Annotated in this window: 22 protein-coding genes; 13 read left to right on the forward strand and 9 right to left on the reverse strand. The window is 69.6% G+C overall.

Features of this window, described 5'->3' with window-relative positions; all coding sequences use genetic code 11:
* The first annotated feature begins 78 nt into the window (after window positions 1-78).
* The 4 genes from C0481_RS04550 to fabA all read left to right on the forward strand — a co-directional run bounded on the left by C0481_RS04550 (window position 79) and on the right by fabA (window position 2,070).
* Window positions 79-471, forward strand: a complete 393-nt coding sequence (locus tag C0481_RS04550) for a GFA family protein (RefSeq protein ID WP_293401102.1) — start codon at window positions 79-81, stop codon at window positions 469-471.
* A 39-nt stretch (window positions 472-510) separates the two neighbouring features.
* Window positions 511-843: a hypothetical protein gene (locus tag C0481_RS04555; RefSeq protein WP_293401104.1), complete on the forward strand. Its 333-nt coding sequence runs from the start codon at window positions 511-513 to the stop codon at window positions 841-843.
* Between the two features lie 99 nt (window positions 844-942).
* Window positions 943-1,527, forward strand: coding sequence for a TetR/AcrR family transcriptional regulator (locus C0481_RS04560; protein WP_293401106.1), 585 nt, complete (start codon window positions 943-945; stop codon window positions 1,525-1,527).
* A 12-nt stretch (window positions 1,528-1,539) separates the two neighbouring features.
* Window positions 1,540-2,070 (forward strand): bifunctional 3-hydroxydecanoyl-ACP dehydratase/trans-2-decenoyl-ACP isomerase, encoded by a 531-nt coding sequence (fabA, locus tag C0481_RS04565; protein WP_293401108.1) that lies wholly within the window; start codon window positions 1,540-1,542, stop codon window positions 2,068-2,070.
* Here the strand turns inward: fabA and C0481_RS04570 are convergent.
* Window positions 2,067-2,720 (reverse strand): J domain-containing protein, encoded by a 654-nt coding sequence (locus C0481_RS04570; protein ID WP_293401110.1) that lies wholly within the window; start codon window positions 2,718-2,720, stop codon window positions 2,067-2,069. The genes fabA and C0481_RS04570 overlap by 4 nt on opposite strands.
* A 52-nt stretch (window positions 2,721-2,772) precedes the next feature.
* On the opposite strand from C0481_RS04570, the gene C0481_RS04575 reads away from it, so the two are divergent.
* The 4 genes from C0481_RS04575 to C0481_RS04590 all read left to right on the forward strand — a co-directional run bounded on the left by C0481_RS04575 (window position 2,773) and on the right by C0481_RS04590 (window position 6,855).
* Window positions 2,773-3,048 (forward strand): BolA family protein, encoded by a 276-nt coding sequence (locus C0481_RS04575; RefSeq protein ID WP_293401513.1) that lies wholly within the window; start codon window positions 2,773-2,775, stop codon window positions 3,046-3,048.
* A gap of 95 nt (window positions 3,049-3,143) precedes the next feature.
* On the forward strand, window positions 3,144-3,650 hold the full coding sequence (locus tag C0481_RS04580; RefSeq protein WP_293401112.1) for a 2Fe-2S iron-sulfur cluster-binding protein: 507 nt from the start codon (window positions 3,144-3,146) through the stop codon (window positions 3,648-3,650).
* Window positions 3,647-4,594, forward strand: a complete 948-nt coding sequence (locus tag C0481_RS04585) for a xanthine dehydrogenase family protein subunit M (protein WP_293401114.1) — start codon at window positions 3,647-3,649, stop codon at window positions 4,592-4,594. Before C0481_RS04580 ends, C0481_RS04585 begins: the two co-directional genes overlap by 4 nt.
* The gene (locus tag C0481_RS04590; protein ID WP_293401116.1) at window positions 4,591-6,855 is read left to right on the forward strand and encodes a xanthine dehydrogenase family protein molybdopterin-binding subunit; all 2,265 of its coding nucleotides are present in this window, start codon (window positions 4,591-4,593) and stop codon (window positions 6,853-6,855) included. Before C0481_RS04585 ends, C0481_RS04590 begins: the two co-directional genes overlap by 4 nt.
* Window positions 6,856-7,004: 149 nt before the next feature.
* Here the strand turns inward: C0481_RS04590 and C0481_RS04595 are convergent, their stop codons facing one another.
* The 5 genes from C0481_RS04595 to C0481_RS04615 form a co-directional block, all read right to left on the reverse strand.
* Complete coding sequence (locus tag C0481_RS04595; RefSeq protein WP_267232639.1) at window positions 7,005-7,382, reverse strand: response regulator; 378 nt, start codon at window positions 7,380-7,382, stop codon at window positions 7,005-7,007.
* Window positions 7,379-8,629, reverse strand: coding sequence for an HWE histidine kinase domain-containing protein (locus tag C0481_RS04600; protein WP_293401119.1), 1,251 nt, complete (start codon window positions 8,627-8,629; stop codon window positions 7,379-7,381). The genes C0481_RS04595 and C0481_RS04600 overlap by 4 nt, the downstream gene beginning before the upstream one ends.
* 101 nt (window positions 8,630-8,730) lie before the next feature.
* Complete coding sequence (locus C0481_RS04605) at window positions 8,731-10,002, reverse strand: HlyC/CorC family transporter (protein ID WP_293401515.1); 1,272 nt, start codon at window positions 10,000-10,002, stop codon at window positions 8,731-8,733.
* A gap of 2 nt (window positions 10,003-10,004) precedes the next feature.
* On the reverse strand, window positions 10,005-11,117 hold the full coding sequence (gene aroB, locus C0481_RS04610; protein WP_293401121.1) for a 3-dehydroquinate synthase: 1,113 nt from the start codon (window positions 11,115-11,117) through the stop codon (window positions 10,005-10,007).
* Window positions 11,114-11,662 (reverse strand): shikimate kinase, encoded by a 549-nt coding sequence (locus C0481_RS04615; RefSeq protein ID WP_293401123.1) that lies wholly within the window; start codon window positions 11,660-11,662, stop codon window positions 11,114-11,116. Before C0481_RS04615 ends, aroB begins: the two co-directional genes overlap by 4 nt.
* A gap of 67 nt (window positions 11,663-11,729) precedes the next feature.
* Here C0481_RS04615 and C0481_RS04620 point away from each other — a divergent pair, with 67 nt between their 5' ends.
* The 4 genes from C0481_RS04620 to C0481_RS04635 all read left to right on the forward strand — a co-directional run bounded on the left by C0481_RS04620 (window position 11,730) and on the right by C0481_RS04635 (window position 16,160).
* A complete protein-coding gene (locus tag C0481_RS04620) occupies window positions 11,730-13,040 on the forward strand; it encodes a hypothetical protein (RefSeq protein ID WP_293401125.1) in 1,311 nt (436 codons plus the stop codon).
* A complete protein-coding gene (locus C0481_RS04625) occupies window positions 13,037-13,945 on the forward strand; it encodes a site-specific tyrosine recombinase XerD (protein ID WP_293401127.1) in 909 nt (302 codons plus the stop codon). The genes C0481_RS04620 and C0481_RS04625 overlap by 4 nt, the downstream gene beginning before the upstream one ends.
* A 176-nt stretch (window positions 13,946-14,121) precedes the next feature.
* The gene (locus C0481_RS04630; RefSeq protein ID WP_293401129.1) at window positions 14,122-15,084 is read left to right on the forward strand and encodes an acetyl-CoA carboxylase carboxyltransferase subunit alpha; all 963 of its coding nucleotides are present in this window, start codon (window positions 14,122-14,124) and stop codon (window positions 15,082-15,084) included.
* Window positions 15,085-15,161: 77 nt separating this feature from the next.
* Window positions 15,162-16,160, forward strand: coding sequence for a nitronate monooxygenase family protein (locus C0481_RS04635; RefSeq protein WP_293401131.1), 999 nt, complete (start codon window positions 15,162-15,164; stop codon window positions 16,158-16,160).
* Window positions 16,161-16,279: 119 nt separating this feature from the next.
* Here the strand turns inward: C0481_RS04635 and C0481_RS04640 are convergent, their stop codons facing one another.
* Complete coding sequence (locus tag C0481_RS04640; RefSeq protein WP_293401133.1) at window positions 16,280-19,156, reverse strand: TonB-dependent receptor; 2,877 nt, start codon at window positions 19,154-19,156, stop codon at window positions 16,280-16,282.
* A 364-nt stretch (window positions 19,157-19,520) separates the two neighbouring features.
* Window positions 19,521-20,528: a beta-eliminating lyase-related protein gene (locus C0481_RS04645; RefSeq protein WP_293401135.1), complete on the reverse strand. Its 1,008-nt coding sequence runs from the start codon at window positions 20,526-20,528 to the stop codon at window positions 19,521-19,523.
* Window positions 20,529-20,628: 100 nt separating this feature from the next.
* Here C0481_RS04645 and C0481_RS04650 point away from each other — a divergent pair, with 100 nt between their 5' ends.
* Window positions 20,629-22,941 carry an ATP-binding protein gene (locus C0481_RS04650; protein WP_293401137.1) on the forward strand — a complete coding sequence of 771 codons (2,313 nt, stop codon included), beginning with the start codon at window positions 20,629-20,631 and terminating at the stop codon, window positions 22,939-22,941.
* A gap of 124 nt (window positions 22,942-23,065) precedes the next feature.
* On the opposite strand, the gene C0481_RS04655 is transcribed toward C0481_RS04650, so the two are convergent.
* Complete coding sequence (locus C0481_RS04655; RefSeq protein WP_293401139.1) at window positions 23,066-24,211, reverse strand: epoxide hydrolase family protein; 1,146 nt, start codon at window positions 24,209-24,211, stop codon at window positions 23,066-23,068.
* Between the last annotated feature and the right edge of the window lie 24 nt (window positions 24,212-24,235).

Here is a 24,235-nt window from a genome sequence, read left to right on the forward strand (position 1 = left end):
TGCTGAGGAGCGCCGCCGACTGCTGACACGTTTCGGGCGGCGGGGGACGCAAGCTGGCGTCCTGACATGGAGGCGAGGATGATCCGGGGAAGCTGCAACTGCGGGACGGTCAGGTTCGAGCTGACCGCGCCGCCGACGATGATGGGCACGTGCCACTGCTCGCGCTGCCGCAAGGCCGGGGCCGGGACGTTCGTGCTGGTCGCCCGCGAGAGCCTGAGCTGGATCGCCGGGCGCGAGGCGGTGGCAAGCTATCTGCCCGAACCGCCGTTCAAGTACGCGCGCTGCTTCTGCCGCCATTGCGGCACGGGGCTGGGGGAGATCGCCTCGGAGGCCGAGACCTTCCCGATCGCCGCCCACTGCCTGGACGACGACCCGCAGGTGCGCAACCGCTTCCACGAATGGGTGTCGGTCAAGCCGGGCTGGTACGAGATCTGCGACAGCGCCAAGCAGTTCCCGGAGAACCCGGGGTAGGGCGTTGCGCGGGCCGCAGCCGGCTGCGAGGCTCGCCGTATGAGCGAGGGCGACCTGATCATCGGCTTCGAGGCGGCGCTGACCGGCAAGGGGCATGCGATCCGCGGCGCCGGCGAGCTGTCGCGGTTTGCGCGATACGCGGTGTCGCGCGGCCACCTGATCTGCAACGTCGAGACCTATGAGCTGCGCGGCAATCTGGAGGTCCCGAGGATCGACCTTGGCCTCTATCAGGGCTCGGCCGAGGAGACCAAACTCTCAGCCGACGAGCGGGCGGGGCGTTCGATGCTGCGGCTTGGCGAGATCATCGAGGACTGCGAGGCCGAGGGGGCCGGGTTCCTGTTCCAGGTCTGGATCGACTGCCTGGCGGCCTAGGCCATCTTGGCTTTCTTGAGAACCAGTCAGGGACGCGTTCGAGCTTGTGCTCCAGCGAACATCGCCTAAATTGAATTCAATTCAATCTCTGGGGCCGCTATGGGCGCTGCAAGGATCGGCACGGCGGAGCGGCTGGTTCAGGCCGCCCAGGAGGAGCTGATCCACAGTCAGGGCCTGCTGGAGATGCAGGCGGTCGCCAAGCGGGCCAAGGTGTCGGTCGGGCTGGCCTATCACCACTTCGGCTCCAAGGCCGGGCTGATCGCCGCGGTGGTCGAGGCGTTCTACAACCGGCTCGAGGCGGCGGCCTTCGATCCGGCGAGGCTGAGCGCGGCGGATTGGGCGGGGCGCGAAAAGGAGCGGATCGCGGCCTACATCTCGTTCCACTACGACCATCCGTTCGCACCGCTGGTCGTCGGGGCGCTGAGCCGGGCGCCCGAGGTGCTGGACGTCGAGCAGGCGTTCACGCGCCGGCAGCTGACCGCCGGCGCGTACAATGTGAGAGCCGGGCAGCGGGACGGGGTGATCCCCGCCGATCTCGATCCAAGGCTGACCATCGCGCTGCTGATCGGCGGCATCCGGCAGGCGCTGATCGGTGCGCTCACCGCCAGCCATCGCCCCGACCGCGGGGTGCTGACCGAAAAGATCTGGGTCTTCGTCGCGGGCGCGCTGCGCCTGTCGCAATAAGGGAGGAAGGCCATGGCCGATCCGCACGCGTTCCACACGCCGCAGTCCAGCTATTCGAAGGCGGAGCTGCTGCTTTCCAGCAAGGGCAGGTATTTCGGGCCCGGCAATGCGCAGCTGCCGGCCCCGCCGATGCTGATGATGGACCGCATCACGTCGCTGAGCCTGGACGGCGGCGAGTTCGGCAAGGGCAGCATCGCCGCCGAGCTCGATATCACCCCGGACCTCTGGTTCTTCGCTTGCCACTTCCCAGGCGACCCGGTGATGCCCGGCTGCCTGGGGCTGGACGCGTTGTGGCAGATGCTGGGCTACTGGCTCGGCTGGTCGGGGTCGCCGGGCAAGGGCCGGGCGCTGGGCGTCGGCGAGGTGAAATTCCGCGGCGACGTCACGCCCAAGACCCGCAAGGTCCGCTACGAGGTCGACCTGCGGCAGGCGCGGCGCGGCCAGCTGGCGCTGGGCGTCGCCAACGGCCGGATGTTTTCGGATGACGAGTGCGTCTACTGGGCGACCGACCTGCGGGTCGGGATGATCCGGCCGCAGGCTTAGGCCATCTTGGCTTTCTTGAGCGCCTGGTAGGCCTTGATGACGCGCTGGAGCTTGTGCTCGGCCGAGCGGTCGCCGCCGTTGGAGTCGGGGTGGGTGCGCTTGACCAGCTCGATGTAGCGGGCGCGGATGGTCGGGCCGTCGGCGTCCTCGTCGAGGTCGAGGTCGGCCAGGGCGTTGCGCTCGAGCTTGCCGAGGCGGCGGGCCGGCTCGGCCGCCTTGGCCTGCGGCTTGGCGCCGGCCCCGAACAGGCTGAACGGATCGGCGTAGCCTTCGCCCTTGCCGAAGCCGTGGGCGGCGCCGGCCGCTTCACGCGAGAACTTGCTGGCCTTGAACTGCCAGGTCGGGCGGTCGCCGACGGCGCTCTGGGCCTGGCGATTGCGAATCTCGCCCTCGCTCATGCCGGCGAAGAAGTCCCACTGCTTGTTGTACTCGGCCGCGTGCGGCTGACAGAACCAGTAGTGCTCGTTGAGCATGTCGCGCGACTTGGGCGCGCGCGCCGTCGCCGCCGTCCGGCAGCCCGGATGGTCGCAAGCCCGTTCGCCGGGCTTCAGCGCATAGACGTCCTCATTCCGCTTGGCCTCCTCCTCCGAACCGGGGGGACGCACTCGGATATCGACGAATTTAGGCTTGTATTGAAACGCGCCGGCCATGGCCCAAGTATGAGGCTCCCTGAGTCCCTTTCAAGAATTGAACATCGATACGATGGGCGCCATATTTGAGGCCATCCGCCACAAGCTGAACGCGGCGTTTTCACCCACCCGCCTGGAAGTCGTCGACGACTCCGACCGGCACGCCGGTCATAGCGGCGCGCGCGAGGGCGGCGAAAGTCACTTCAACGTGCTGATCGAGTCCGCGGCCTTCGCCGGGGTGTCGAAGGTGGTGCGCCAGCGGCTGGTCTACAAGGCCCTGGCCGACGAACTGGCCGGGCCGGTGCATGCGCTGTCGGTGAAGGCGCTGGCGCCGGGCGAGGCGGCCTAAAAACAACGCCGCGGACCGGAACGAGCGTTTGAACGTTCGTAGCTGGACCCGCATACTGACGACGTATGTGAGTGCTCACATCAGGGGAGGTGGGGATGCGCACGACGATCACGGTCAATGGGACGGCGCGAACGCTGGACGTCGACCCGCGGACCACCCTGCTCGACGCCCTGCGCGAGCATCTGGGGCTCACCGGCTCGAAGAAGGGCTGCGACCACGGGCAGTGCGGCGCCTGCACCGTGCTGGTGAACGGGGTGCGAATCAATTCCTGCCTATCGATCCTGGCGATGCACGACGGCGATCAGGTGACGACGATCGAGGGGTTGGGCCAGCCGGGCGCGCTGCACCCGGTGCAGCAGGCGTTCCTGGAGCGTGACGCCCTGCAGTGCGGCTACTGCACGCCCGGGCAGATCTGCTCGACGGTCGGCATGTTGCAGGAAGCGGCGGACGGCTGGGCCAGCAAGGAGACCGCCGACCTCAGCGCGCCGACGGCGCTGACCGACGCCGAGATCCGCGAGCGGATGAGCGGCAACATCTGTCGCTGCTCGGCCTATCCGCAGATCCTGGCGGCGATCCGCGACCTGGCCGGAGAGGTGGCATGAAGCCCTTCACCTACGAGCGGGCGGCCGACGCCAAGGCCGCGGTCAAAGCTGTGGCCGAAAACCCTGGCGCGAAGTTCCTGGCCGGCGGCACCAATCTGCTGGACCTGATGAAGCTGGAGATCGAGACGCCGACTCACCTGGTCGATGTCGGGCGGCTGCCGTTTGCGGGGATCGAGGCGACCGACGAGGGCGGCCTGCGGATCGGCGGGGCGATGACCAACGCCAAGCTGGCGGCGCATCCGAAGGTGCGCGAGCTCTATCCGGTGCTGGCCCGCGCGATCCTGGCCGGGGCCTCGGGTCAGCTGCGCAACAAGGCGACGACGGCCGGCAACCTGCTGCAGCGGACGCGCTGCGACTATTTCTACGACACCGCCAAGCCCTGCAACAAACGCGAGCCGGGCTCAGGCTGCAGCGCGATCGGCGGACCGGGCGGCTATGGGGCGATCTTCGGGGCCAGCGAGGCCTGCATCGCCACCCACACCTCGGACATGGCCGTGGCGCTGACCGCGCTGGACGCCAGCGTCGAGACCATGACCCCGGACGGCGGGGCGCGGACCATCAAGGTCGAGGCGCTGCACCGGCTGCCGGGCGCGAGCCCGCAGGTGGAGACCGACCTGGCGGCCGGCGAGCTGATCACCGCGGTGGTGTTGCCGCCCCCGCCGGCGGGCGGCCAGGCCTACGCCAAGGTCCGCGACCGCGCCTCGTACGCCCACGGCCTGGCCATGGTGGCGGTGGCCGGCGGGCGGGTGGCGTTCGGCGCGGTGGCCCACAAGCCCTGGCGTGCGGAAAAGGCCGAGGCGGCGCTGGCCGCCGGGGCGAGCGCGGCCGAGGCGGCGAGCGCCGAGGTGGCCGGCGCCGACGCCGACGACCGCCGCGCGCACAAGATCGCCCTGGTCCGTCGGCTGGCGGCCGCGACCATCGAAGACGCCGGGAGCGCCCGATGACCTCCGTCCGCGACTGGGCCGAGCCCAACCCCGTCACCGAGAACCGCGGCGGCGTGATCGGCAAGGGCGTCGACCGCTACGAGGGGGCGCTGAAGGTCACCGGGACCGCGCCCTACGCCTATGACACCGTGGCGCCCTCGCCGCCCGCCATCGGGGTGCTGGTCACCGCGACGATCCCGCGGGGGCGGGTGACGTCGGTGGACACCGCCGCCGCCGAGGCCGCGCCGGGCGTGCAGTTGGTCTGGACCCACCTCAACGTGCCGGCCCAGGCGCCGCGCGGGACGCGGGCCAATCCACGCAGCCAGCGGGCCTCGAACCCGGCGCTGGGGAGCGACCGGGTCGAGTACTACGGCCAGAGCGTCGCCTTCGTGGTCGCCGACACTTTCGAGAACGCGCGCGCTGCGGCCGAGCTGGTCAAGGTCGCGTACGCGGCTGAGCCGGCGGTGGTCGACTTCATGGCCAGCTTCGACCAGGCGACCTTGCCGCCGGACGAGGAGGACGTGCACATCGGCGACTTCCACGGCGCATTCGCCGCCGCGCCGGTGACCATCGACGAGACCTATTTCAGCCCGATCCAGAACCACGTGCAGATGGAGCCCTGCGCCACCATCGCCTGGTGGGAGGGGGACAAGGTCACGGTCCACACCTCGATCCAGATGGTGAAGGGCGGGCAGCACGCCCTGGCCGAGACCCTCGCGATCCCGTCGAGCGACGTGCACCTGCTGACCCGCTACATCGGCGGCGGCTTCGGCGGCAAGGGCCAACCCTATGACGACCTGATCCTGTCGGCGCTGGCGGCGCGGGCGCTGAAGCGGCCGGTCAAGGTGGCCTACACCCGCCAGCAGATGTTCCACGGCACCATCCACCGCCCGGCGGTGGACATGCGCGTGCGGCTGGGGGCCGAGCCGAACGGGCGGCTGACCGCCTTCGCGGTCGAGGCGACCACCCACTGCGCGCGGGCGGCGACCTTCACCGAGCACGCGGCCAACTTCTCACGCAACCTCTACGCCGCGCCCAATCGGCTGACCGGGCACCGGCTGGTGCGGATGGACCTGCCGCATGCAGGTCCCATGCGCGCGCCGGGCGAGGCGCCGGGCATGCTGAGCCTGGAATGCGCGATGGACGAGCTGGCCGAGAAGCTCGGCCTCGACCCGATCGAGCTGCGCATCCGCAACGAGCCCGACATCGACCCGGAGACCGGCAAGCCGTTCTCGATCCGCCAGCTGGTGCGCTGCATGACCGAGGGCGCGCAGCGCTTCGGCTGGGAGCGGCGCAATCCGGTTCCCGGCCAGGTCCGCGACGGGCGCTGGATGGTCGGCATGGGGATGGCCGCGGCGATCCGCGGCAACTTCCTGCTGCCGGCCAAGGCCGGGGTGCGGATCGACGCCGGCGGGATCATCACCCTGCGCCAGGGCATGACCGACATCGGCACCGGCACCTATACGATCCTGGCGCAGATCACCGCCGAGACCCTGGGCGTGCCGCTGGGCCACGTGCGGGTGGAGATCGGCGATTCCGACTTCCCGCCGGCCCCCGGGTCGGGCGGCCAGTTCGGGGCGGCGACGGCCGGCTCGGCGGCGTTCGAGGCCGGGATGAACCTGCGCCGGGCGCTGACCGAACTGGCGGTGGGCGACCCGAACTCGCCGCTCTATGGCGGGCCGGCCGAGTACGTGACCTTCGAGAACGGGGTCATCGCCATCGAGAACCGCAGCGAGACGCTGGCGGCGCTGGTCGGCCGGGCGGCGCCCGACGGGATCTATGTCGAGGGCTCGATCTCGCCGGCGGCCGACGCGCGCGACTATTCCCAGCACACCTACGGCGCGCACTTCGCCGAAGTGGGGGTGAACCAGGTGACCGGCGAGGTGCGGCTGCGCAAGATGTTCGGCGTGTTCGCGGCCGGGCGGATCCTCAACGCCAAGACCGCCAAGAGCCAGATCACCGGCGGGATGATCTGGGGCGTCGGCACGGCGCTGACCGAGGTCAACGCCGTCGATCCGCGCTTCGGCTCGTTCGTCAATCAGGACATGGCCGAGTACCTGGCGCCGGTGCACGCCGACATCGTCGACCTGGATGCGATGTTCCTCGACGAGGCCGACGACAAGGCCAATCCGATGGGCATCAAGGGCGTCGGCGAGCTGGGCATCGCGGGGGCCGGGGCGGCGATCGCCAACGCCATCTACAACGCCACCGGCGTGCGGCTGCGCGACTATCCGATGACGCCCGACAAGGTGCTGGCTGGGCTGATGGCCAAGGGGCTGTAGTGGTCAGATGCTCCCCCACTGGGGGAGCTGTCAGCCGGATGGCTGACTGAGGGGGACTTTGACTGCTGCTGCTTGAGAGCAGTCCCCCTCCGTCTCGGCGCTTTGCGCCGATCCACCTCCCCCAGAGGGGGAGGAACTAGGCGGGACGTCTACCCCACCCGCGGCAGGAGCTCGCCGAGGATGCGGGCGAGGTCGCCTTCGCGGAAGGGCTTTTGCAGGACCGGCGAGCCCTTGTCGGCGTCGCGCAGGCCGGCGTCGCCGTAGCCGGTGGCGAAGGCGAAGGGGGCGCCCTTTTCGCGCAGCAGGTCGGCGAGCGGGAAGATCGGCTGGCCGCCGAGATTGACGTCGAGCACCGCGCAGTCGAGCTCGACGCTGTTGGCCAGTTCGATCGCCTCCTCGAGTCGGGAGGCCGGCCCGACGACCTTACAGCCGAGGTCTTCGAGCATGTCCTCGATCAGCATCGAGACCATCATCTCGTCTTCGACCACTAGGACCCGCAGGCCGGCCAGGTCGCTAAGTCCGGTCATTCGGAGGGCTCCAAGACGTGAAGGGGAAGATCCATCCGGCAGGACAGCCCCGCAGGATGATAGTCCAGTCGGACGCGGCCAGCGAGTTCTCCCGCCAGCCCGCGTTCAAGAAGTCGGCTCCCGAAACCTTGCCGTTGCGGCTTGACCACGTGGGGGCCGCCGGACTCGGTCCATTCGATCATCAGGCGTCGGTCCGACTGGCGATCGTCCAGGCGCAGGCGCAGCGCCACGTGGCCGGCGGGCGTGGAAAGCGCGCCGTACTTCACCGCATTGGTCGCCAGCTCGTGGAACGCCATGCCGAGCGCCAGCGCCGCCTTGGGCCGCAGCCGCACATCCTGGTCGCCCTGGAGGGTGAAGCGCGCGCCGCCGTCCAGGCGGCCGCCGCTGTAGGGGCGCAGTTCGGCGGCCAGGATGTCGAACAGGCTGGCGCCTTCCCAATTCTGGGCGGTGAGCAGGTTATGGGTCTGCGAGAGGGCCATCAGTCGGGCTTCGAACGCCTTGTAGTAGGTGTCGATATCCTTGGCGTTAACCAGGCTCTGGCGGGCTAGGGATTGCACCGAGGCCAGGGTGTTTTTGACCCGATGGTTCAGCTCGTTGAGCAACAGGCGCTGGCGTTCCTCGGCCAGCACGCGCTCGCGGACCTCGGCGCGGGCGGCCTGGTGCAGGCGCACATTGTCGATGGCGACCGCGGCCTGCGCCCCGACCCCGGCCATCAGGTGCTCGAGCCGTTCGGAGAAACGTCCCGCCTCGGGATGGCCGAACAGCAGGGCGCCCAACACCTCGCCCGAACGGGAGATCACCGGCACGCCCAGATAGCTGCGCACCGGCAGGTGGCCGGCGGGCATGCCGTGAAACGGTGCGTTGCGGCCATAGCGCCGGTCGGCGGTGATGTCGTCGCTGCGCAGGATGCCTTCGCCGTTGAAGGCGGGCGCGAACACCGCGGTCTTGCGGACCATCGGGAAGTGGTCGAAGGCCGAGCGCGGCGCGCCCGACAGCGAGTAGAGGGTAAGGGTGTCGCCCTTGTCGTCGAAGGCCGAATAGAAAAAGGCGCCGAAAGCGGCGCCGGTCAGCTCCACGCCGCCGTCGACGACAACCTGGACCACTTGGTCGAGGTCGCCGCCGGCCCCGATCGCGGCGGCGACGCGATTGAGGGCATCGGCGCGGAGGGTCTCCTCCGCCAAAGCGGCGCGCGCTCGCGCCAGGCTCGCTTCAAGCGCCTCGATCCTGGCGGACGTCGTCTCAGTCATGCTCACGGTTTCGCACGGCGCCCCAGAACTGTGCTGACTTAGGCTGCAAACCAAAGTTCTTTTGCCAGCTAGGTCAAGAGGCTACGCCCAAGGAACTAGTCTTACTCGCCTTGTTGGGGCGGCGAGATCTTGATTGCAGTAATCTGATTGCGCTCGCGCCGCACGATCTGGAAGCGATGACCATAAAACGTCCAGGTCTGGCCGACCTTGGGAATGGTCTGGGCTTCATGAATGACCAGACCGGCGACGGTGACGGCGTCGTCGTCAGGCAGGTCCCAGTCCAGCGCGCGGTTGAGGTCGCGGATCGCCACCCAGCCGTCGACCACCACCGCCCCGTCGGTCTGGCGGCGGACGCCGTCGAGGGCGCTGTCGTGCTCGTCCTCGATCTCGCCGACGATCTCTTCGAGGATGTCCTCGAGCGTGATCAGGCCCTGCAGGGCGCCGTACTCGTCGACCACCAGGGCGAAATGGCTCTGGCGCTTGAGGAACGCGCCGAGCTGGTCCTTGAGCGAGGTGGTCTCTGGAATGAACCAGGGCTCGCGGGCCAGGGCCGGCAGGTCGAGGGCGTCCAGCGGGGCCCCGGCCAGCGCGGTCAGAACGTCCTTGGCGTGCAGCACGCCGACGATGTTCTCCGGGTCGTCGCGGTAGAGCGGCACGCGGCTGTGGCCGGTCTCCAGCAAGGCGGAGAGCAGTTCCTTGGGCGTCAGGGCGGCGTCGATCATCGCGATCGAACGGCGGTGGACCATGACCTGGGTGACGTCCATCTCGGCCAGGTCGAGGACGCCGCCGAGCATGTGGCGGTCGCTGCTGGCCACCAGGCCCTCGGAGTGGTGGTACTCGACCGCGCCGCGGATCTCCTCGTGGGCGGCGAGCACGTCGGTCTCCATCGACAGCTTGATGCCGAACGGGCGCAGGGTCTGGCGCACGATCCACTGGGCGCCGTTGGCCAGCGGCCCGAAGATGCGCACCACCCACCAGGTCGGGATCGACAGGAAGCGGGCGACGTCGTCGGCGCGGGCGATGGCCAGGGTCTTGGGCAGGATCTCGCTGAACACGACGATCAGCACCGTCATCACCGCGGTGGCGATCAGCGCCCCGACCGGGCCGGGAAAGGCGGTGGAGAGCGCCAGGGTGGTGAGGGCCGAGGCGCCGATATTGATGACGTTGTTGGAGAGCAGGATCGCCCCGATCATCTTCTCCTGATCGGCCATCATGCTGTTGACGCGCTTGGCGGCGCGGTCGCCTTCGCGCTCCAGCTGGTGCATTCGCGCACGGCTGGCGGCGGTCATCGAGGTCTCGGCCGCCGAGATCAGGCCCGAGAGCGAGAGCAGCACGACCAACACGGGCGCAAGGCCCGCGAGGACGGCGACGATCGTCACGGAAGCGCCCCTTCAGCGACCAGGAAGTCGCGCACGGCCTGGCCGTCGACGTCCTTGGCGACGAACGCATCGCCCAGCGCGCGGGCGAGGATGAAGGTCAGGCGGCCGCCCTCGGCCTTCTTGTCCTGGCCCATATGGCGCACGAGCTTGCGGGCATCGAAGGCGCCCGAGCCGACCTGGTCCAGGCGGGTGGGCAGGCCGACAGCGGCGATGGCGTTTTCGGCCCGCTGGGCGTCCTGGGCCGAGCACAGGCCTTGCGCGGCGGAGAAGCGGAAGGCGATGGCGCTGCCGGCGGCGACGGCCTCGCCGTGCAGCAGGGCCTCGCCGTAGCCGGTCTCGGCCTCCAGCGCGTGGCCGAAGGTGTGACCGAGGTTCAGCAGGGCGCGGCGGCCGGCCTCCTTTTCGTCGGCCTCGACGATCTGCGCCTTCATCTCGACCGAGCGGGCGACCGCGTAGGCCAGGGCGTCGGGTTCGCGGGCGAGCACGGCCGGGCCGTTCTTCTCCAGCCACTCGAAGAACGCGAAGTCGCCGAGCAGGCCGTACTTGATGATCTCGGCGTAGCCGGCGCGCATCTCGCGGTCGGGGAGGGTGGCCAGCAGGTCGAGATCGGCCAGGACCAGCTTGGGTTGGTGGAAGGCGCCAATCAGGTTCTTGCCGCGCGGGGTGTCGATCGCGGTCTTGCCGCCGACCGACGAGTCGACCTGGGCCAGCAGGGTCGTCGGGATCTGCACGAAGTCGACGCCGCGCTTATAGATGGCCGCGGCGAAACCGGCGAGGTCGCCGACCACGCCGCCGCCGAAGGCGACGATCAGGTCGCCCCGATCCAGCTCCAGCTCCAGCAGCCGGTCGCAGACGTCGGAGAGGCCCTCCCAGCTCTTGGTCGGCTCGCCCGGCGGCACGACGATCGCCTGGGACGAGATCCCGGCCGCAGCCAGGGCGGCGGTCAGGCGTTGGCCGTGCAGGCCCCACACCGTCTCGTCGCTGACGATGGCGGTGCGGCCCTGCTTGAGCAGCGGGGCGAGCAGCACGCCGGCCTGGTCCAGCAGGTCCCCGCCGACCACGACGTCGTAGGCGCGATCGCCGAGACCAACGCGGACGGTGCGGCTCATGGGGTATTTTCCTCGAGGTGGCGGGTCAGGGCGCGGATCACCTGGTCGACGGCGACGTGGTGCGCCGTGTCGCCGGTTTCGACGGTGACGTCGGCCTCGGCGTAGACAGGGTAGCGCTTCTCGGCGAGCTCGGTGAGCACTTCCAGCGGGTCCTTGCCCGAGAGCAGGGGGCGGCTGTCCTTGCGCCCGACGCGGCGCACGAGCACGTCAAGATCGGCCTTCAGCCAGACCGAAATCGAGCGCTCCTTGATGAGCTTGCGGGTCTCGTCGTTCATGAACGCGCCGCCGCCGGTGGCCAGCACGTGCGGCGGGTTCTCCAGCAGCCGGGTGATCACCCGGCGCTCGCCCTCGCGGAAGGCGGGCTCGCCCATCTCGGCGAAAATATCGGGAATGGAGCGGCCGGCGGCGGCCTCGATCTCGACGTCGGCGTCCTTGAACGGCAGGTCGAGCGCGTTGGCGAGGCGGCGGCCGACGCTTGATTTGCCGACCCCCATCAGGCCCACGAGGGTGATGGTGCGGGCGCGCAGCGGTGTGTAACGGTCCATGAACGGCGCAGGTCTTACACGAGCAAAGGCCTCCGCGCCAAGTTGGCGTAACGCAAGGCAGGTAATGATGAGCCGCAGGCTAACCGGCATGGCGCTCGGCGCCCTCCTGATCGGCGCTGTTCCGGCGTTCGCCCAGCCGGCGGTGGAGGTGACGCCGCTGGCGGCGCCCGACGCCTTCTCTAACGGCGCGCGCGATACCGGCCTGCCGGCCGACCTGTGGCGCGGAGCCTCAGTCGAGACGGCGCGCACGGTGCTGCCGCTGGTGGCGGCCAAGCCGCTGTCGCCGGCCGCCGCGGCGCTGGCGCGGCGGGTGCTGGCGACCGGCGCCAACGGCCCGGAGGGCGCGGGGCAGGACCGCGACCTGGCCGGGGCGCGGATCGCGGCGCTGATCGCCCAGGGCGCGGTGAAGGACGCCGGGACGATCTTGTCGCGGACGACGGGCCTGGAGAGCAATCCGGCGCTGGCGCAGGCCGGCGCCGAGGCGGCGCTGCTGGCCGGGCAGGATGAGCGGGCCTGCGAGATCGGCGACCGGTTGGCGAGCGGCCGTGAGGACATCTACTGGCTGCGGCTGCGGGCCTACTGCCAGGCGCGCGCCGGGCAGGCCGACGCCGCCCACGTGACCTTCGACCTGGCCCAGGGCGTGGCGCGCGATGCGACCTACGGGCGGCTGATGGGCGCCAAGCTGGCGGGGGCGGGAAGTCCGGGCGCGGCGTCGCTGCGGGGCGGGCTGGACTATGCGCTGTCGCGCAGCCTGGGCTTGGATCTGACGGCCGCGACCCCGGCGCCGGCGGTGGCCGCGGCGCTGGCGGCGGGCGAGCCGGGGGCGGCGACCTGGAACATCGAGACCGGGCCGGGGCCGCTGCGCGCGGCGATGGCGGCGGTGGCGGCCGGGGATCTGGCGAGCGCGCAGACCTTGCGGGCCGGGCTGACGGCCGACGCGACGCCGGTCAACGAGCTGGCGCTGCTCGACGCGCTGATCGCGGCGGCGAGCGGCAAGCCGGACGGCCCGACGCTGGACCGGCTGGTCGAGCGCGGAGCGGTGTCGGACGCCAAGATCCGCGGCAAGATGCAGAACGCGGCGATCCTGCTGGCGGCGCTGGGCGGGCCGATGACGCCGCAGGCGCGCGGCGAGTTCGCCAAGTTCGCCGGGGCCGAGGCCGGCAAGGCGACGGTGGCGCGGGGCCTGGCGCTCGACCTGGCCGGCGAGGCCAGGCTGATGGGCGAGAGCGCGCTGCTGGCGCTGTGGATCAGCGCCGACGCCGGCGCGGCGGGACCGGCGACCGGCGATCGGGCGCGGATCGTCCGCGCGCTGCGGCTGGCCGGGTTGGACGCCGACGCCCGCGCCTTCGCAGTCGAGGGGCTGCTGGCGCAAAGATGAGCGGCGCGGGCTGGATCGAAGCCTTTCTCGAGATGATGGCCGGCGAGCGGGCCAGCGCCCGCAACACCCTGACCGCCTATGGCAAGGACCTGGCCGATGCGCAGGCGTTCCTCAAAGGGCGCGGCGTGGATCTGAGCAACGCCGGGGCCGAGCAGATCGAGGCCTATTTCGCCGCGCTCAGCGACCGCGGCATGTCGCCGGCGACGGCGGCGCGGCGGCGCTCGGCGGTGCGCCAGTTCTATCGCTTCGTGCTGGGCGAGGGGTGGCGGGCGGACGATCCCTCGCGCCGCGTCGACGCCCCCAAGAAAGGCCGGCCGCTGCCCAAGGTGCTGAGCCGCTCGGAGGTCGATGCGATCATCGGCGCGGCCGGCGCGCGGGACGGCGGCCAGGGCCTGCGGCTGGCCTGCATGGTCGAGCTGGCCTACGCCTCGGGGCTGCGGATTTCGGAGCTGACGGCGCTGCCGTTGTCGGTACTGGCGCGCGATCCGGCCTATCTGATCGTCAAAGGCAAGGGCGGCAAGGAGCGGCTGGCGCCGCTGAACGACGCCGCGCGGGCGGCGGTCAAAGCGTATCTGGAGATCCGCAAGGATTTCCTGCCGAAGGGCGACGCGGCGAACCCGTGGCTGTTCCCCTCGCGCAGCAAGGCCGGGCGGCTGACCCCGCGGCGGTTTGCGCAGCTGCTGGACGAGGCCGCGGCCGACGCCGGGATCGATCCGGCCCGGGTCAGCCCGCACGTGCTGCGCCACGCCTTCGCCACCCATCTGCTGGAGGGGGGAGCCGACCTGCGGGTGGTGCAGAAGCTGCTCGGCCACGCCGACATCGCCACCACCCAGATCTATACCCACGTCGCCGGCGAGCGGCTGCGAGAGGTGGTGCGCAGCAAGCATCCGCTGGCGAAGAAGTAAGTGCGTCGGCGGACGGCTGGGTTCGCAACAAACCGTGAGCGGGCCGGGCCAGTCGCAGCCCCGCTGCGCTGGCGTCTTGACGCCGGGGGCGCGATGGCTGTTCCTCGGGGTTGTGAGGCGGGCGCTTCGCGCCTAGGTTCCGCCGCTTCCGCAAACGGAAAGAGAAGATTCCTCGAATGGCCGCCCACTATCTCGAGTTCGAGCGCCCGATCGCCGACCTCGAAGCGAAGATCGAGGAACTGTCGAAGCTGTCGGAGACGACCGGCTCGGGAACGCTGGACGCCGAGATCGAGGCGCTGCGCGCCCGCGCCCAGGAAGTCCGCCGTCAGGCCTACTCCAAGCTCGACGCCTGGCAGAAGACCCAGGTCGCGCGCCATCCCGACCGGCCGCACTTCATCGACTATGTCGGCGGGCTGATCGACGAGTTCGTCGAACTGCGCGGCGACCGCAAGTTCGCCGACGATCAGGCGCTGATCGGGGGCCTGGGCCGGTTCCGCGGCCAGCCGGTGGTGGTGATCGGCCACGAGAAGGGCCGCGACACCGTCAGCCGGGTGAAGCACAATTTCGGCTATGCGCGGCCCGAGGGCTATCGCAAGGCCATCCGCCTGATGGAGCTGGCCGAGCGGTTCAACCTGCCGGTCATCAGCTTCGTCGACACCCCCGCCGCCTATCCGGGCGTGGGTTCGGAAGAACGCGGCGTGGCCGAGGCCATCGCCCGCTCGACCGAAAAGAGCCTGATGCTGGAAGTGCCGATGATCGCCATCGTCACCGGCGAGGGCGGTTCGGGCGGGGCGCTGGGCATCGCCTGCGGCAACCGGGTGCTGATCCTGGAGCACGCCATCTATTCGGTGATCCCGCCGGAAGGCGCCAACTCGATCCTGTGGCGCGGCGCGCGCACGGCCGAGGAAGCGGCCAAGGCGATGAAGATCACCGCCCAGGACCTGATCGGCATGAAGATCGTCGACCGGATCATTCCGGAACCGCCGGGCGGCGCGCATTCCGACAAGGAAGCGATGGTCGCGGCGGTCGGCGAGGTGATCGCCGACGAACTGGCGAAGATCGCCGACATGACCACCGAGCAGCTGAAGAAGCAGCGCGCCGACCGCTTCTACGCCATCGGCCGCAGCGGCCTGCAGTAGGGGCCGACTCCAATCGCGCTTGCCTGACGCTCCGGCGCCGGGCTCAGTGTCTTCCAAACAAACGTTTGGAGGGCGCGATGGCCTTGAAAACCCGTTTCACCGAGCTCGTGGGCGTCGAGCACCCGATCGTCCAGGGCGGCATGCAGTGGGTCGGCCGCGCCGAGCTGGTCGCGGCGGTCGCCAACGCCGGCGGCCTGGGCTTCATCACCGCCCTGACCCAGCCGACGCCGGATGACCTGCGGCGTGAGATCGACCGCTGCCGCAAGCTGACCGACAAGCCGTTCGGCGTGAACCTGACCATCCTGCCGGCGATCAGCCCGCCGCCCTACGCCGAGTACCGCCAGGCGATCATCGACAGCGGCGTCACCGTCGTGGAGACGGCCGGCTACAAGCCGCAGGAGCACGTCGATCACTTCAAGGCGCACGGGATCAAGGTGATCCACAAGTGCACGGCGGTCCGTCACGCGCTGTCGGCCGAACGCATGGGCGTGGACGCCATCTCGATCGACGGCTTCGAGTGCGCCGGTCACCCCGGCGAGGACGACATTCCCGGCCTGATCCTGATCCCGGCCGCGGCCGACAAGGTGAAGATCCCGATGATCGCCTCGGGCGGCTTCGGCGACGCGCGGGGGCTGGTGGCCGCGCTGGCGCTGGGCGCCGACGGCGTCAACATGGGCACCCGCTTCATGTGCACCAAGGAAAGCCCGATCCATCGGAAGGTGAAGGAGCAGATCGTCGCCAACGACGAGCGGGCCACCAACCTGATCTTCCGCACCATGCACAACACCGCGCGGGTGGCGAAGAACGCCGTCTCCGACGAGGTGGTGGCGATCGAGCGGCGCGGCGGCGCCAAGTTCGAGGACGTCAAGGACCTGGTCGCCGGCGCGCGCGGCAAGGTGGTCTATGAGGCGGGCGATCCCGATCACGGCATCTGGTCGGCCGGCATGGTCCAGGGCCTGATCCACGACATCCCGTCCTGCGAGGAGCTGATCAGCCGCATCGTCCGCGAGGCCGAGGAGATCATCCACGGCCGCCTGGCCCGCTTTGCGCCGACCAGGCAGGCGGTTTCAGCCTAGGCGCCGAACCCTATCGCTGAAAAAGAAGAACCCGCCGGAGCGCGAGCCCCGGCGGGTTTTCTGTTGGCTGCGAAGCCTTCGGCCGCCCGCCCGTGGGGCGGGCGAGCGGCGTCCGGTTCCTAGTAGCGCAGGGTCGCGCCCATGTAGAAGAAGCGACCACGGTTGTCGAAGCTCGACGAACCGGTGCCGACGCCCTGGAAGGTTTCCGGCAGGTACGGCGGGTTTTCGTTGGTGACGTTCAGGATCCCCGCACGCATCGAGACCTGATCGTTCAAGGTGTAGCTGACCTTGATGTCGTGGTTGTAGTAGTCGCCCGTGTAGTACGGGGCGAGCTGGGTCTCGGTGAAGGCCGTCGTCGAGGCCATCGAGCCGATGTAGTGCGTGGTCCAGCTGACGCTGACGTCGTCATAGGTCCATTGGATGGTGCCCTGGGCCTTCCACTCCGGCGTCGCGTTGGTGATGGTGTTCGCGAGTTGGGTGTAGGCTTGGCCCGGCAGGCCCTGCTGGGCCCAGCGGTACATCCAGGTGCCGTCCAGACGCATGGCCACTTGGCCCCACGGCTTGTTGATGGCGTCCTGGAGGTCGAAACCGTACTGGATCGAGGCGTCGTAGCCCTCGACCTTCACCTTGGCGACGTTCTGGTTGGTCTGGATGACCTCGATCACGCCGCCCGGAACCGCGCCGCCGTTCGTGCCGGTCGGATCACGAATGATGAGCGCGCAGAACGGGTTCGACGCATAGGCGTCGGTCGACTGGTAGCAGAGGTCCTGCAGCAGGGTGTTGATCGGGATCGTGCCGACCTGGTCCTCGATGTTGTACTTGAAGAAGTCGAGGGACATCTGCAGCCGCGGAATCCAGCGGGGCTGGATCACGACGCCCAGGTTGTAGGTGTTCGCCGTTTCCGGGCCGAGGTCCGGATTGCCGCCTTGCAGCAGCGGCAGCGACGGGCGGCCGGTGCCGAAGTTCGAGACGAAGGTCGCCGGGTTGTAGTTGGCGATGGCGGCCGAGCAGGTGGCCAGGCGCAGGGCCTTGTTGGCGGCGCTGGCGACGGCGTAGCTGTCCTTGTCGCAGGGGTCGACGGCCGCGGTGGTGAAGTTGCGGCTCTGCGGCGAATACAGCTCGACGATGTTCGGCGCGCGCACGGCGGTGCCTTGCGAGGCGCGGAAGCGGATGTCCTGCACCGGGGCCCAGTCCAGGCGGACCTGGTACTGGTCGGTCTTGCCGATCGAGGAGTAGTCGGCGATGCGGCCGGCGGCCTCGAAGGTCAGTTCCTGGGCGAACGGCAGATCCTTCAGGATCGGAACGCGCAGTTCGGCGTAGGCTTCCTTGGTGTCGTACTCGCCTTCACGGGTGCCGATGGCGTTGAAGAACAGCGCGCCCGAAGCGCCGAGGGCGTCCTGGGCGAAGTAGCTTTCTTCCTTGCGGTACTCGGCGCCGACGTTGATCCCGACATGGCCGGCCGGCAGCTCGAACAGGTTCGTGCTGATGTTGCCGGCGACGACGGTCTGCTTGACCTCCTGGTCGGTCACCGAGTTGGCGTTGGTCCAGGCGACGGCCGCCTGGTTCGGGCCGTTGACCAGATCCCACGGCACGCAGCCGGCGGCGCGGGCGGCGACGTCACGGCAGACGACGACGCCGTTGACCAGCACCGCATCGGTGGCTTGCTGGACGCGGGCCACGCGCGGCACGTTGTAGGAGGTCGTCGTACCGGTGGTCTTGCCGTACTGGGCGTACCAGTCCCAGTTGAAGGTGCGGCCGACGGCTTCGAAGTCGCCTTCCATGCCGCCGAGGACGCGGAGGGTCTCGCGCTCGGTCTTGACGTCACGGCCGCCGAATTCGGTCCAGAACTTGCCGACCTGGGCGGTGGAGCCTTGGGTCAGGGTCTTGCCGGCCGCGAGCCATTCGGCGCGCAGGGCCGCGGCGGTGGAGCCGGCGCCGTTCAGGTAGGCGTTGTCGCCCTTCAGACTGACCGGCATCGTCCCGCCGCCCTGGGCGTTGGAGAACGGCGGCTGGAAGAAGCCGTAGCCGTCGACCTTGGAGTAGGTGATGTCGGCGAAGGCCTTGATGTTGTCGGTGACGCGATAGTCGGCGTAGCCGCGGATAGTGCCGCGTTGCGACTTGGCCTGCAGGGCGTTGAGCGAGGCCGAGTAGAACAGGGCGTCGTCCTGGCAGGTCGGCTGCACGGCCGGGGTCGAGCAGGGGGCGCTGAGGCGCACGACCTGGGACGGATTGCGGTAGTCGAGGGTGACCGCGCGGGCCACGCCGACCGCGCCGGGCGTCAGCTGGAACGTGGCGGTCGGGGTGGTGTTGGTCTTGCTGGCCGGGATCACCGTCTGGGGGTTGGCCAGGGTGTTGCGGCGAATGCCGGGATAGCCCCACTCGCGGTCGACCTGGAAGATCGGCTCTTCGCGCGAGACTTCACCACCGACCAGGATGTTCAGGCGGTCGTCCAGCAGCTTCGTGCCGTACATGCCCGAGATCCGGAAGGTCTCGCCGTCGCCTTCCTGCGAGGCGCCGACCTGGCCCTCGATCTGCAGGCCGTCGAATTCCTTCTTCATGATCAGGTTGACGACGCCGGCGATGGCTTCCGAGCCGTAGACCGCCGAGGCGCCGCCCGCGACGGTGTCGATGCGCTCGACCATCATGGCCGGCAGCAGGTTCAGGTCGACGGCGGGCGAGGAGGCGTCGGAGAACACGATCCGGCGGCCGTCCTGCAGCACCAGGGTGCGCGTCGGGCCAAGGCCGCGGATGTCGGCGCGGGCCTGACCGGCGAGGAACAGCGTCGAGGACGTGTTCTGGCCGTTGCTGGCCGCGTTGATCATCGGAATGTCGAGCAGCATGTCGCCGATCGACAGGTTGCCGGAGGCGGCGATCTGTTCGGACGTCATGACCGAGACCGGGACCGGCGAGTTGAAGGTGTCGCGACGGATGCGCGAACCGGTGACGACGATCTCGTCAACCGCGACCTGCTCCTGAGCGGAAGCGATAGCGGGCACGGCGAAACTGCTCGCCGCGACAGAGCCGAGCAATACGGCTCGAAGCGCGTTCTTCATTGGAACTTTCAATCTGGCCCCCCGGCCTGAATGAGGAAGAGGGCTTCGGATGGGACGCCGAAGCCACGGTTTCTCAGCCGGTATCGCAACGCCAGATTGTTACCATCGCTGTCGCGATTGTGACGGTCTTGCGTCCCGAAAACGGCGAACCGGGACGCTTCCACGCGCTTGTTGCGCCCGCAACGGCAAAGTCACAGGTTTGTAATGTTGCGTCTCTGTAAGTATCAAAATGCCCAGATGTGCGGCGTATGTGACACACATGATACGTGTGTCGGGCCTAGCTGCGCGGGCGCACGTCCTCAGGCGATCAGGCGATCGCCTTGAGCGCTACGCCGAGCTCGTCGACGCTGTCCGGGGTCACGGCCCACGAGCACATGAAGCGCACTGAGCCGTCGAGGAAGCGATAGGCGAACCAGCCCGCGGCGTGGAGGCGGCTAAGCGTCGCATCGTCCATCTCGACGAACACGGCGTTGGCCTCGACCGGGTGGCGCACCGGGAAGGGCGAGAGCTCGGCCAGCCGCCGGGCCATGGCGTTGGCGTGGGCGGCGCGGGCGACGAAGGCGCCGCTTTCCAGCATGCCGATGAAAGGCGCGGCATAGAATCGGCCCTTGGACGGCAGTTGGCCGGACTGCTTCAGGCGAGCGTCGAACCGGCGGGCGAGGGTCCGGTCGAAGATCACCACCGCCTCGGTGGCGGTCATGCCGGCCTTGGTCCCGCCGACCACCAAGATGTCGACGCCCAGCGAGCCGATCGCCTTGAGGTCGAAACCGGCGGCCGCGGCGTTGGCCAGCCGCGCGCCGTCCAGGTGCACGCCGAGCCCCTTGGCCTTGGCCGGGGCGGTCAGGGCGGCGATCTCCTCGAGCGAATAGACCGTGCCGTACTCGGTGGCGTTGGTCAGCGACAGGGCGACCGGGAACTGACGGTGAGCCATGTCGGGCTGGGCCAGCGGGCCGGCGAGGGCGGCCGGATCGATGCGGCCCGAAGCGCCGGGCAGGCCGACGAGGCCGAGCCCATGGCCAAAGAAACCGGGCGCGCCGGTCTCGTCGGTGCAGACGTGGGCGTGCTCGTGGGCCAGGACCGCCTCGAACGGGCGGCAGAGCGTGGCCAGGGCGATGGCGTTGGCGGCGGTCCCCGAGGCGACGAAGCGGACCTCGGCGTCGGCGTCCAGCAGGGCCCGAACGGCGTCGGCGGCGCGCGCGCTGACTTCGTCGGTCCCGTAGCCGGAGGTGAAGCCGGTGTTGGCGGCGACCAGCGCCTCAATCGCTTCGGGCGCGGCGGGGGCGGTGTTGTCGGAGGCGAAATCGTAGCGGGCCATGGGCGTCTTCGTAGCGCGGCCTCACGTCACAGCGAAGCCTGGAGTTTTCTGGTTTTTTCATAGTCGTGGGGCATGGTGCCGCCCAGGGGGAGCGTAGCGTATGGGTGGTTCCAAGGCGGCCGACCTGACGTCGCGGTTGGCGAGCGTGGCGCGGCTGACGCCGCACTCGGTGGTGCTGTGCGATCCGGCCGGGCGGATCGACTGGGTCAACGACGGCTTCACGGCCATGACCGGTTATGGGTTCGAGGAGGTGAAGGGGCGCACGCTGGCCGAGGTGCTGCGCTGCCCCGAGGCCGATCCCGAGACCTTGGTGATGATGGATACGGCGGTGGCCGCCGGCGAAGGCTTTCGCACCGAGATCGTCGACCAGACCAAGGACGGGCGGCGCATCTATGTCGACGTCGACATGCGGCCGAGCTTCGCGGTCGATGGGACGTTGGACGGATACATCGTGATCACGGCCGACATCTCGGCGGCGCACGCCACCCGTGAGCGGCTGAAGTCGACGTCGCTGGCGCTGAAGTCGGCGGGCAGCCTGGCGCGGCTGGGCGGCTGGGAAGTCGACCTGATCGCGGAGGTGGTGCGCTGGAGCCCGGAGCTGGTCGAGCTGTTTGGCCGTCCGGCGGTCGACGACCATATCGCCTCGTTGGCGGTCTATGTCGATGAGGACCGTGAGTGGGTGCTGGAGCACCTGCGCGAGGCGATGACTACGGGCATCCCGATCGACTTCGAGGCGCGGGCCCGGCGGGCCGACGGCGAGATCATCTGGGTGCGGGTGATGGGCGAGCCGCTGATGGTCGACGGCCGCTGCGTGGCGTTGCACGGGGCCAGTCAGGACGTCACCGCCCAGCGCGAGGCGATCGCCGACCTACGCGAATCCGAGCGCTTCGGGCGTGGGGTGATCGACAGCGTCGCCGCCTTTCTGACGGTCATCGATGAAGACGGCGCGATCATCGCCGCCAACTCGGCCTTCAAGACGCTCGGCGCCGAACTGCTCGGCGCCGAAACCTACCCGATGGGCCGCAACCTGTTCGGGGTGTTCGACGGCCTGCCCAACGGTCGCGGCAAGGCGCTGGTGCGCGGGGTGCGCTCGGTGATCGCTGGCGATGCTGAGAATTTTTCGCGGGCCTACCAGGCCAAGGACGGCGAGTGGTTCCGGCTGACCGCCGCGCGGTTCCAGGGCGAGGGTCCGGTGCGCTGCGTGGTGGTCACCCAGTCGATCGAGGATCTGAAGCGATCCGAGCGGCGGCTGAAGGTGGTCAACTCATCGCTGAAGCGGGCCCGTGACCAAGCCAACGCCGCCAATGTCGCCAAGTCGGCGTTCCTGGCGACCATGAGCCACGAGATCCGCACGCCGCTGAACGGGGTGCTGGGCATGGCCCAGGCGATGGAGCGGGACGAGCTGAGCGCGCGGCAGCGGGAGCGGCTGGGCGTGGTGCGCCAGGCTGGCGAGACGCTGCTGGTGCTGCTGAACGACCTGCTGGACCTGTCGCGGATCGAGGCCGGGCGACTGGAGCTGGAGGAGGGCGTCATCGACATCTTCGCCCTGATGCAGGGCGCAGAGTCGACCTTCGGGCCGTTGGCTGCGGAGAAGGAGCTGGCCTTGGAGCTGGAGGTCGAGCCGGCGTTGAAGGGCGTGTGGGTCGGCGATCCGACCCGCGTGCGCCAGATCGTGCACAACCTGGTCTCCAACGCGGTGAAGTTCACGGCGCAGGGGTACGTCCGGGTGCGGGCCCTGCGCCGGGCGGGCAGGCTGGTGGTCGAGGTGTCCGACACCGGGCCGGGCATCGCCGCCGAGCGCCAGGGGGCGCTGTTCCAGAAGTTCGTGCAGGAGGACGCCTCGACGACGCGCCGCTATGGCGGCTCGGGGTTGGGGCTGGCGATCTGCCGCGAGCTGACCGAGCTGATGGGCGGGAGCATCGCGGTGGCTTCGGAGCCGGGCGAGGGGGCGAGCTTCACCGTGGCTCTGCCGCTGGTGCGGGCCAAGGCCGCGCCGGTGTCTGCGCCGGAGACGCCCGCCGCAGCCCCGGCCGGCGAGCTGCGGGTGCTGGCGGCCGAGGACAATCCGGTCAACCGGCTGGTGCTGAAGACGCTGCTGGACCAGCTGGGCGTCGAGCTGCGCTGCGTCGAGGACGGGGCGGCGGCGGTCGCCGCGGCGCAGGAGGGCGGCTGGGACGTGATCCTGATGGACGTGCAGATGCCGGTGATGGACGGTCCGACCGCGGCGCGCGCGATCCGCGAGCGCGAGGCCGAGCGGGGACTGGCGCGCACGCCGATCATCGCGCTCACCGCCAACGCCATGGCCCACCACGAAGCCGAGTATCGCGCCGCCGGCATGGACGTGCTGGTGCCCAAGCCGGTCGAGCTGGAGCGGTTGATCGGCGCCATCGCGGCGGTGACGGAGGTCTCTTAAGTTGCTCCCCCTCTGGGGGAGCTGTCGGCTGTATGGCCGACTGAGGGGGATTGCTGACTCAGAAGGCCCCCTCCGTCTCGGCGCTCTGCGCCGATCCACCTCCCCCCAGCGGGGGAGGAATTAGTCATCCGTGCTCCCGTCCCCAGGCCTGGACGTCGGTGACGAAGAGGTCGGGTTCCTCCATGGCCGCGAAGTGGCCGCCGCGGGGCTGGTCGCTCCAGCGCACGATGTTGTAGGCCCGCTCGGCCCAGCCGCGCGGCGGGGCGGTGTAGAGCGGCTCGCCCGGGAAGTTGGCGAAGGCGGTCGGGGTCTCGCAGCGCTGGCCTTCGGCGAGGGCGACGCCGCCCTCTTCGAGGAAGCCGCGATAGTACCAGGCGCCGGTCGTGAAGCTGCCGGTCATGACGTAGAGCATGATGTTGGTCAGCAGGGCGTCCTTGGGGTGGACCTGATCAAAGGGCTTTTCGCGCAGGTCCGACCAGTCGTGGAAACGCTCGGCGATCCAGGCGGCCTGGCCGACCGGGTTGCCGGCGCCCATCCAGGCCAGCGATTGCGGCTTGGAGGCCTGGAGCCGGAAGTAAGCCCCCATCAGCTCCATCATCTGGCCCTGGCGGGTGAGCCAGGCGACCTCGGCCTCGTCCTTCGGACCGCCGAATGGACGCAGGGCCATCATGTTCAGGTGGATGGCGCGGACGTGTGCGCCGTGCTCGTGGCCGAGCCAGGAGGTGACCATCGCGCCCCAGTCGCCGCCCTGGGCAAGGTAGCGGTCGTAGCCGAGCACCTGCGTCATCAGGGTGTTGAACAGCCGCGCGGTGGTGCGCTGGCCGATCGGGCGGACCGGCTTTGACGAGAACCCGAAGCCGGGCAGCGAGGGGATCACCAGATCGAAGGCGTCCTTCGGATCGCCGCCGAAGCGGCTGGGGAAGGCGAGCTTTTCGATCGAGCCCCAGAACTCGTAGTGCGAGCCCGGCCAGCCGTGGGTGAGCAGCAGCGGACGCTTGCCGCCGGCCTCGCCGACCACGTGCAGGAAGTGCAGGTCGTAGTCCTCGACCTTGGCGGTGAACTGCGGGAACCGATTGAGATCGGCGACGGCCGCGCGCCAGTCGTAGCCGCCGGTCCAGTGGGCGCAGAGGTCTTTCAGGTAGGCGCCGTCGCAGCCATAGGCCCAGCCGTCCGGAACCTCGGGGATCGGCGGCCAGGTATAGGCGCGGACCTGGTCCAGCACCGCCTGCACGGCCTGGTCGCTCCAGGCGACCTCGAACGGTTGAACCATATTACCCCTCCCGATCTCGTTGGG

This window comes from Phenylobacterium sp. (assembly GCF_013822795.1).
In the GTDB taxonomy this organism is placed as follows: Bacteria; Pseudomonadota; Alphaproteobacteria; order Caulobacterales; family Caulobacteraceae; genus Phenylobacterium.